This window comes from Erythrobacter sp. SG61-1L, from assembly GCF_001305965.1.
Classification (GTDB): Bacteria; Pseudomonadota; Alphaproteobacteria; order Sphingomonadales; family Sphingomonadaceae; genus Andeanibacterium.
On sequence record NZ_JXQC01000003.1, the window covers coordinates 3,308,315 to 3,314,360 of the forward strand.

The following is a 6,046-nucleotide window of genomic DNA, read 5'->3' on the forward strand; positions in this document are numbered from 1 at the left end:
GTTCAGGGCCTAGCAATTACTTCGCTGCGGGCGTGGGCGTTTGCCCTTCGGCCATCAACTGCTTCACCAGATCCTTCTGCTGGGGATACCAGAATTCCAGGTGGCAGTTTTCACAGACGCCATCGATCTGGCCAACCATCTCGCCTGCGCGCTGCGCATCGTGCGCCTTGGCGGCGGCGGCAATGTCACCCATGTGGCTGGCAAGAGCACCGGCCATGCCACGGAAGCCATCGGGATCTGCATCGATATTCTTTTGGACCTGTTCGGAGGTGGTGCCGCCTTCCACATTCTCGTCCGAGATGGTCACGCCGGGACGGTTGACCACTAGGGTCTTGAGCGCGCCGAGTTCGGTTGCCGCAGCCTGAAGCCGGGTGGCGGCATCGGCCAGCTTGGCCCATTTGGCATCGTCCATCAGCTTGGGATCGATCACCGCATCATTCGCCATCGCGGCATTGCCGATTGCCCAGACTTCGTCGGCGATCACGTCGACATGCTTGGTCATGGCTTCATGCACGGTCATGGGGACACTGTCGGCCGCGGGTTCCTTGCTGCAACCGGTAAGCGCCGCTGCCGTCGCGGCGAGGGCGAGAATCATGCGATGCGATGTCATTGGGTGGCTCCTCTCTCGGAGCACGCTAATTAGCGCGCTACGCAGTGCTGCAAAAGAACTTCGCAAGCCGAACTGGGGCTGAACGCCAGGAAAATTGTCGCAGAATTTTCAGCCCGCCATTCAGGATGGCGGGCCGGACAATCGGACTGGATGGTCAGGGCCGGCATCCGGCCTGCGGGCATCAGCCCTGCGGATACCAATATTTGGCGTGGCAGGCTTCGCAGACCTGATCGATTTCTCCCACCAGCAGGCCGGCATTTTCCGCATCGCGCGCCTTGGCCGCGTCGGAAATTGCCTGGGCATGCCTGGCAAGGCCGCTGGCGAGATCGCGGAAGCTCTGCGGATCGGCATCGATATAGGATTGCACGTCCTCCATCGAATAGGCGCCGGGCTCTTCCACTTTCTCTTGCCCCGGAGCGGCGGCCTTGATCGTTCCGGCGGCGGCCATCTTCTCCGCTTCGAGTTTGAGGGCGGCGGCGGCGTTTTCCAGCTTCGCCCACTTCGCATCGTCCATCTGGGCCGGGTCGATCCCGCCAGAGTCGCTCATCGCGTTATTGCCGATGTCCCACAGATCGTTGGTCGCGGCATTCACTTCCTGCTGCATCGCGCTACGGACATAGAGCACATCGCCTTCATTGGCCTGTGCAACGCCCCATGCCAGCATGGAACCGGCCAGCACCGCCGGCACCGCGAACATCGCATATTTCCGCATCGTCTTCTCCCGCGCCGCTATTGTGCGGCGGTATCCAGTTCATCGCCCTCGATAAGCTGGCGCGCCCACATTTCAGCGTACAGGCCGTCGAGTCGCAGCAGTTCGAGGTGTGTACCTTGCTCTGCCAGACGTCCATCTTGCATGACATAGATCAAGTCGCTGTCCGCAATGGTAGAAAGTCTGTGCGCGATGGAGATGGTAGTGCGGTCCCGCGCGATCCGGCGCAGGGTTGCCAGGATCTCCTGCTCCGTGCGGGTGTCGAGCGCGCTGGTCGCTTCGTCCAGAAGCAGGATCGGCGGGTTCTTCACCAAAGTGCGGGCAATGGCGACGCGCTGCTTCTCGCCGCCGGACAGCTTCAGCCCGCGTTCGCCCACCTGGGTTTCGAAGCCGTCAGGCAGGTTTTCGACGAAGGGCAGGATCGCGGCGCCCCGCGCGGCGGCGATCACATCGTCCATATGCGCGCCGTCGCGGCCATAGGCGATGTTGTAGCCGATCGTGTCGTTGAACAGCACGCTGTCTTGCGGGACGATGCCGATCGCGGCGCGCAGCGATTCCTGCGTGACCGAGCGGATGTCTTGCCCGCCGATCAGGATGCGCCCTTCCCAAGGGTCGTAGAAGCGGAACAGAAGGCGGCCGATGGTGGACTTACCGGCACCTGAAGGGCCCACAATGGCGACCTGCTTGCCCGCAGGAACTTCCAGGCTCAGGCCATGCAGGATCGTGCGTTCCTTGTCATAGCCGAACACGACATTGTCGAAGACGACCGTCGGGTTGCCGGAAATGAGCGCGGGCGCGCCCGGCGCGTCGCTGACTTCGACATGGGTGTCGATCAGGTCGAACATGGAGGCCATGTCGATCAGGCCCTGACGGATCGTGCGATAGACCATGCCGAGGAAGTCGAGCGGCCGGAACAGCTGGATCAGATAGGTGTTCACGAACACCAGATCGCCCACGCTCAGATGGCCCTTGCTCCAGCCCCACACAGTATAGGCCATGGCGCCCGCCATGAGCAGGTTGGTGATGAAGGCCTGGGCGATGTTGAGCAGGGCGAGCGAGTTTTCGCTCTTGGTCGCGGCCTGCATGTAGCTTTCGGCGGCATGGGAATAGCGCTGCTGTTCGCGCTGCTCGGCGCCGAAATATTTCACCGTCTCGTAATTCAGCAGCGAATCCACCGCGCGGGAGAGGGCCTGCCCGTCCAGCTCGTTCATCCGCGCGCGCAGGGTGGCGCGCCATTCGGTGATCGTGGTGGTCACGAAGATATAGGCCACCACCGCAAGGAAAGTGGCGACCACCAGCGAGATGCCGAAATTGAGGTAGAAGATCACCCCGATGGCCATCAGCTCGATGAAGGTGGGGGCAATGTTGAACAGCAGGAAATAGAGCATCGTGTTGATGCTCTTCGTGCCGCGTTCGATGATCTTGGTGACCTCGCCCGTGCGGCGGGCAAGGTGGAAGCGCAGGGAAAGCTGGTGCAACCGGCGGAACACGTCCTCCGCCAGATGCTGCACCGCGCTCTGGCCGATCCGCTCGAACACGATGTTGCGGATATTGTCGAAGGCCGTGGTGGTGAAACGCGCCGCCGTATAGGCCAGCACCAGCGAAAGCGCCGCCCACATCGCCTCGGTCGCGGGGGTGGCCATGGTGTTCACGGCCCCACGCAGGAAATAAGGCATGGACAGCACCGTGACCTTCGAAAGAAGGATCAGCAGCACCGCGCCGGCCAGGCGCCAGCGAACCCCGGCCCGCTCGCGCGTCCAGAGATAGGGAAGGAAACGGCGCACGGTGCGCCAGTCGGCATGTTTGCCTTTGAGATTTGTCGATTGCGATTGCGGTGGCATGGGCCAGCAAGTGGGCCTTCGCCCGGCAAAGGGCAATGGCTGGCGGGCAAGCTTTTCCTATCGGGCGGCAAAGGCCGGTGTGACGAACCGCTCTGTCAGTTGAGGCCCATCCCTCCGGTGGGGCCGTTGAACCAGCCTGCGCCCGGTGGCAAATCGAACAGTACCTTGCGCTGCTTGAAATCGATCGCCACCCGCTTGAACAGCTTCAACTCGCTCATGCCCAGCACCATGGCGGGGCGATCATCCAGCCCCAGCACTTTGAAGGTGGGTGAATCCACAAAGGCGACCGGCAGGTTGCTTACCTTGACCCGGCCGATCGTGACCGACTTGGCGAGCCGCATGTCGCTCGTCTCCATCGCGCCGTTGATGTCCGTCATCTGCGCCTCACCCAGATTGCGTCCGCGCAGCCTTTCCTGAAGTGCCAGATTGCCGACGCTGCCCTGCGCGCCCGTGCCGACGATAACGGCCACCTTCACTCCATCGAGTTCCGCATCGGTGATGACGAGCTGGCCGAGCACCCGGCGGGCGCGCACGATGATGTCATAGCCCTTGTCTCCGCCCAGCGTCTCGGCATCGGCGACGGAAAAGGTATTGGCACGGAAATCCAGCATCACGCGCTGGTCCTGCAGCGAATCCAGCCCGAGAATGCCGTCGGCACTGCCGATATTGCCCCGGTCCACCAGCGGAACCGTCTCTATATAGAAGAGACGTTTTCCCAGCCCCAGTTCCATTACTGGCGCCACCTCGATCGGCGCACGGCTCGATATGCCAACCAGCGTCGCCGTTTTGCGGTCTGCCACGCCGAGCCGGTCTGCCAGTTCGCGGGAGAGGACAGTCGCCTGTGCGCCGGTGTCGATCATGAAGCGATAAGGCCCCTGGCCTTCCACTGTCACCGGCACGGTCAGCCGGTCATATTCCTCCGCGCCCGTCTTGAAGACTTCTATGTCTCCAGGCGGCTGGGCAGAGCCGGTAACGGCGTCCTGTGCTGAAAGATTGGTGGTCATGGCCGCGACCAATGCGGCCGATGCTGCTGCGATCCAGCGCATTGCCTGCACTCCCAATTCGCGGGACTCATTCCGGCCCCGCTGAACAGAATATATAACATGCTTCGCATCCCGGTGCGAATCGCGCCGGCAAGCCAATATTCATCGTTCCGGTCTAGGGCGGCGGCATGGACAGCATGCCGATCATCGTTGCGGTCATGGCGCATAATGAAGAACGCCGAATCGCGCGTTGCCTTGCCAGCCTGCCACTGGGCGATCCCGGCATTGGGGTGCATGTCGTCGTGAACGGTTCGAGCGACGGGACGGCGCAGATCGCACGGGGCCTCGCGGGCGTGACGGTCCACGAATATCAGCAGGGCGGCAAGTCGCGTAGCTGGAACCGGTTCGTGTTCGATACGCCGGGCATCGCGGCGCGGTGCTATGTCTTCGTCGATGGCGACGCGGAAGTGCTTCCCGGATCGGTCGAGGCACTTGCGGCAACACTCAAAGAGAACCCGGCCGCGAACGCCGCTGCCGGAATGCCTCGCAACGGCCGCAATGCAGAGGCCTATCGCCAACAGATGTTGGCCGATCACGGATTGTTCGGGGATCTCTATGCTCTGTCCGGCAGCTTCGTGGAACGGATGCGCGCCAGTGACATCCGCCTGCCGGAAGATCTGGTGGGTGACGATGGCCTGCTCTGTGCCATGGCCAAGACGGACCTTGCCAATGAGGACGATTGGCGGAACGAACGGGTCGTGCCCTGTGTCGATGCTGGCTTCCTGTGCGAGGAAGCCAGCCTGCTGCGGCCCGGCACTCTGGTGGTGCAATACAGACGGATGATCAATTACTCCCTGCGCCATTTCCAGAACCGGATCATCAGCGCAATCATGCGCAAGGAAGGCCCGGCGGGCCTGCCCCGGCGCCTTGCCGCGCTCTATTCCGGCTGGCTCCCGCGCCTTGCCCCCCGGCGCGATCCTGTCTGGTGGTGGTTCGACCGCAAGGCCTTGGCGCGCATGGCGCGCGCGGCTGTTTCTTAAGTTCAGGATGTTGTGCTAGCGGCCGCGATGATGATCGAGTTGCGCGACAAGCTCCTCCGCAAGGCGCGGGAATGGCTCCACCTGCGCCAGGCGCGTGCTGTGCTGGCCACGCGGCCGCTTGTCCCGGCGGATGACGGGGTGATCCTGTTTTCGATGATCGGCACGAAGGTGCTGCTCCCCTATCTTGTGGCGATCAAGTCGCTCCACCAGCATCTGCAGCGTGGGCGGGTCGTCATTCTCGATGATGGGACGCTGACCGATGGAGACAAGGCCGTCCTCGCGCGCCATCTGGGCAATCCGGAAATCCATGCGATTGCGGCAGTCGATGTCGGCCCCTGTCCGCGCGGTTGTGTGTGGGAACGGCTGCTTCTGCTGCTGGACCTGCGCAAGGATGCCTATGTGATCCAGGTCGATTCCGACACGGTGACACTGGGGCCGGTTCCGGAAGTCGCCGCCGCGGTCGAAGCGGGTCGTAACTTCACGCTCAAGGGTGAAGACAGCGCGCGGTGGCTGCCGGTGGAGGATTTCGTGAAGACCACTCCGGGCCTCGATCCCTTCGCGCCCACTACCCATGTGCAGGGTGCGACTGAGGAAATCCTTCCTCGCATCCATGCCGGTTTGCCGCAGCCTGCCCATTATGTGCGGGGCTGCGCCGGTTTTGTCGGCTTCGCCCCCGGCGGGCTGGGGCGCAGGGTGGCAGAGGATTTCAGCCGCGAGGTAGAGGCGATTCTCGGCCATGAAAGCTGGAAGCGTTGGGGCAGCGAACAGGTCATGTCTAACGTGATCGTCGCCAATGAAGCGGAGCCGGTGCTGCTCCCCTATGGGCGCTACCTCAATTTCTGGAACGATCCGCTGCCCGCCGA

At 62.9% G+C, this 6,046-nt stretch carries 6 protein-coding genes (1 of these 6 only partly in view); 2 read left to right on the top strand and 4 right to left on the bottom strand.

What is annotated here, in order from left to right:
- Nucleotides 1-16: 16 nt before the first annotated feature.
- From SZ64_RS16195 to SZ64_RS16210, 4 genes are all read right to left on the bottom strand, one after another.
- Nucleotides 17-610: a cytochrome c gene (locus tag SZ64_RS16195; protein WP_054531773.1), complete on the bottom strand. Its 594-nt coding sequence runs from the start codon at nucleotides 608-610 to the stop codon at nucleotides 17-19.
- A 181-nt stretch (nucleotides 611-791) separates the two neighbouring features.
- Complete coding sequence (locus SZ64_RS16200) at nucleotides 792-1,322, bottom strand: cytochrome c (RefSeq protein WP_082384644.1); 531 nt, start codon at nucleotides 1,320-1,322, stop codon at nucleotides 792-794.
- 17 nt (nucleotides 1,323-1,339) lie between these two features.
- Nucleotides 1,340-3,160: an ABC transporter ATP-binding protein/permease gene (locus SZ64_RS16205; RefSeq protein ID WP_054531775.1), complete on the bottom strand. Its 1,821-nt coding sequence runs from the start codon at nucleotides 3,158-3,160 to the stop codon at nucleotides 1,340-1,342.
- A gap of 95 nt (nucleotides 3,161-3,255) precedes the next feature.
- Complete coding sequence (locus SZ64_RS16210; protein ID WP_054531776.1) at nucleotides 3,256-4,206, bottom strand: aspartyl protease family protein; 951 nt, start codon at nucleotides 4,204-4,206, stop codon at nucleotides 3,256-3,258.
- A 134-nt stretch (nucleotides 4,207-4,340) separates the two neighbouring features.
- Between SZ64_RS16210 and SZ64_RS16215 the strand changes: the two genes are divergently transcribed.
- Both SZ64_RS16215 and SZ64_RS16220 read left to right on the top strand, forming a co-directional pair.
- The gene (locus tag SZ64_RS16215) at nucleotides 4,341-5,183 is read left to right on the top strand and encodes a glycosyltransferase family A protein (protein ID WP_054532320.1); all 843 of its coding nucleotides are present in this window, start codon (nucleotides 4,341-4,343) and stop codon (nucleotides 5,181-5,183) included.
- A gap of 12 nt (nucleotides 5,184-5,195) precedes the next feature.
- Nucleotides 5,196-6,046, top strand: partial view of a hypothetical protein gene (locus SZ64_RS16220; RefSeq protein WP_162225127.1) — the 5' portion only. 94 nt of this gene lie beyond the right edge of the window; only the first 851 of its 945 coding nucleotides appear in the window; it begins with the start codon at nucleotides 5,196-5,198; its stop codon lies off the right edge, out of view.

Coding starts and splice junctions, on each gene's coding strand:
- SZ64_RS16195 (WP_054531773.1), bottom strand. CDS start 610: ATGACATCGCATCGCATGATTCTCGCCCTCGCCGCGACGGCAGCGGCG.
- SZ64_RS16200 (WP_082384644.1), bottom strand. CDS start 1,322: ATGCGGAAATATGCGATGTTCGCGGTGCCGGCGGTGCTGGCCGGTTCC.
- SZ64_RS16205 (WP_054531775.1), bottom strand. CDS start 3,160: ATGCCACCGCAATCGCAATCGACAAATCTCAAAGGCAAACATGCCGAC.
- SZ64_RS16210 (WP_054531776.1), bottom strand. CDS start 4,206: ATGCGCTGGATCGCAGCAGCATCGGCCGCATTGGTCGCGGCCATGACC.
- SZ64_RS16215 (WP_054532320.1), top strand. CDS start 4,341: ATGCCGATCATCGTTGCGGTCATGGCGCATAATGAAGAACGCCGAATC.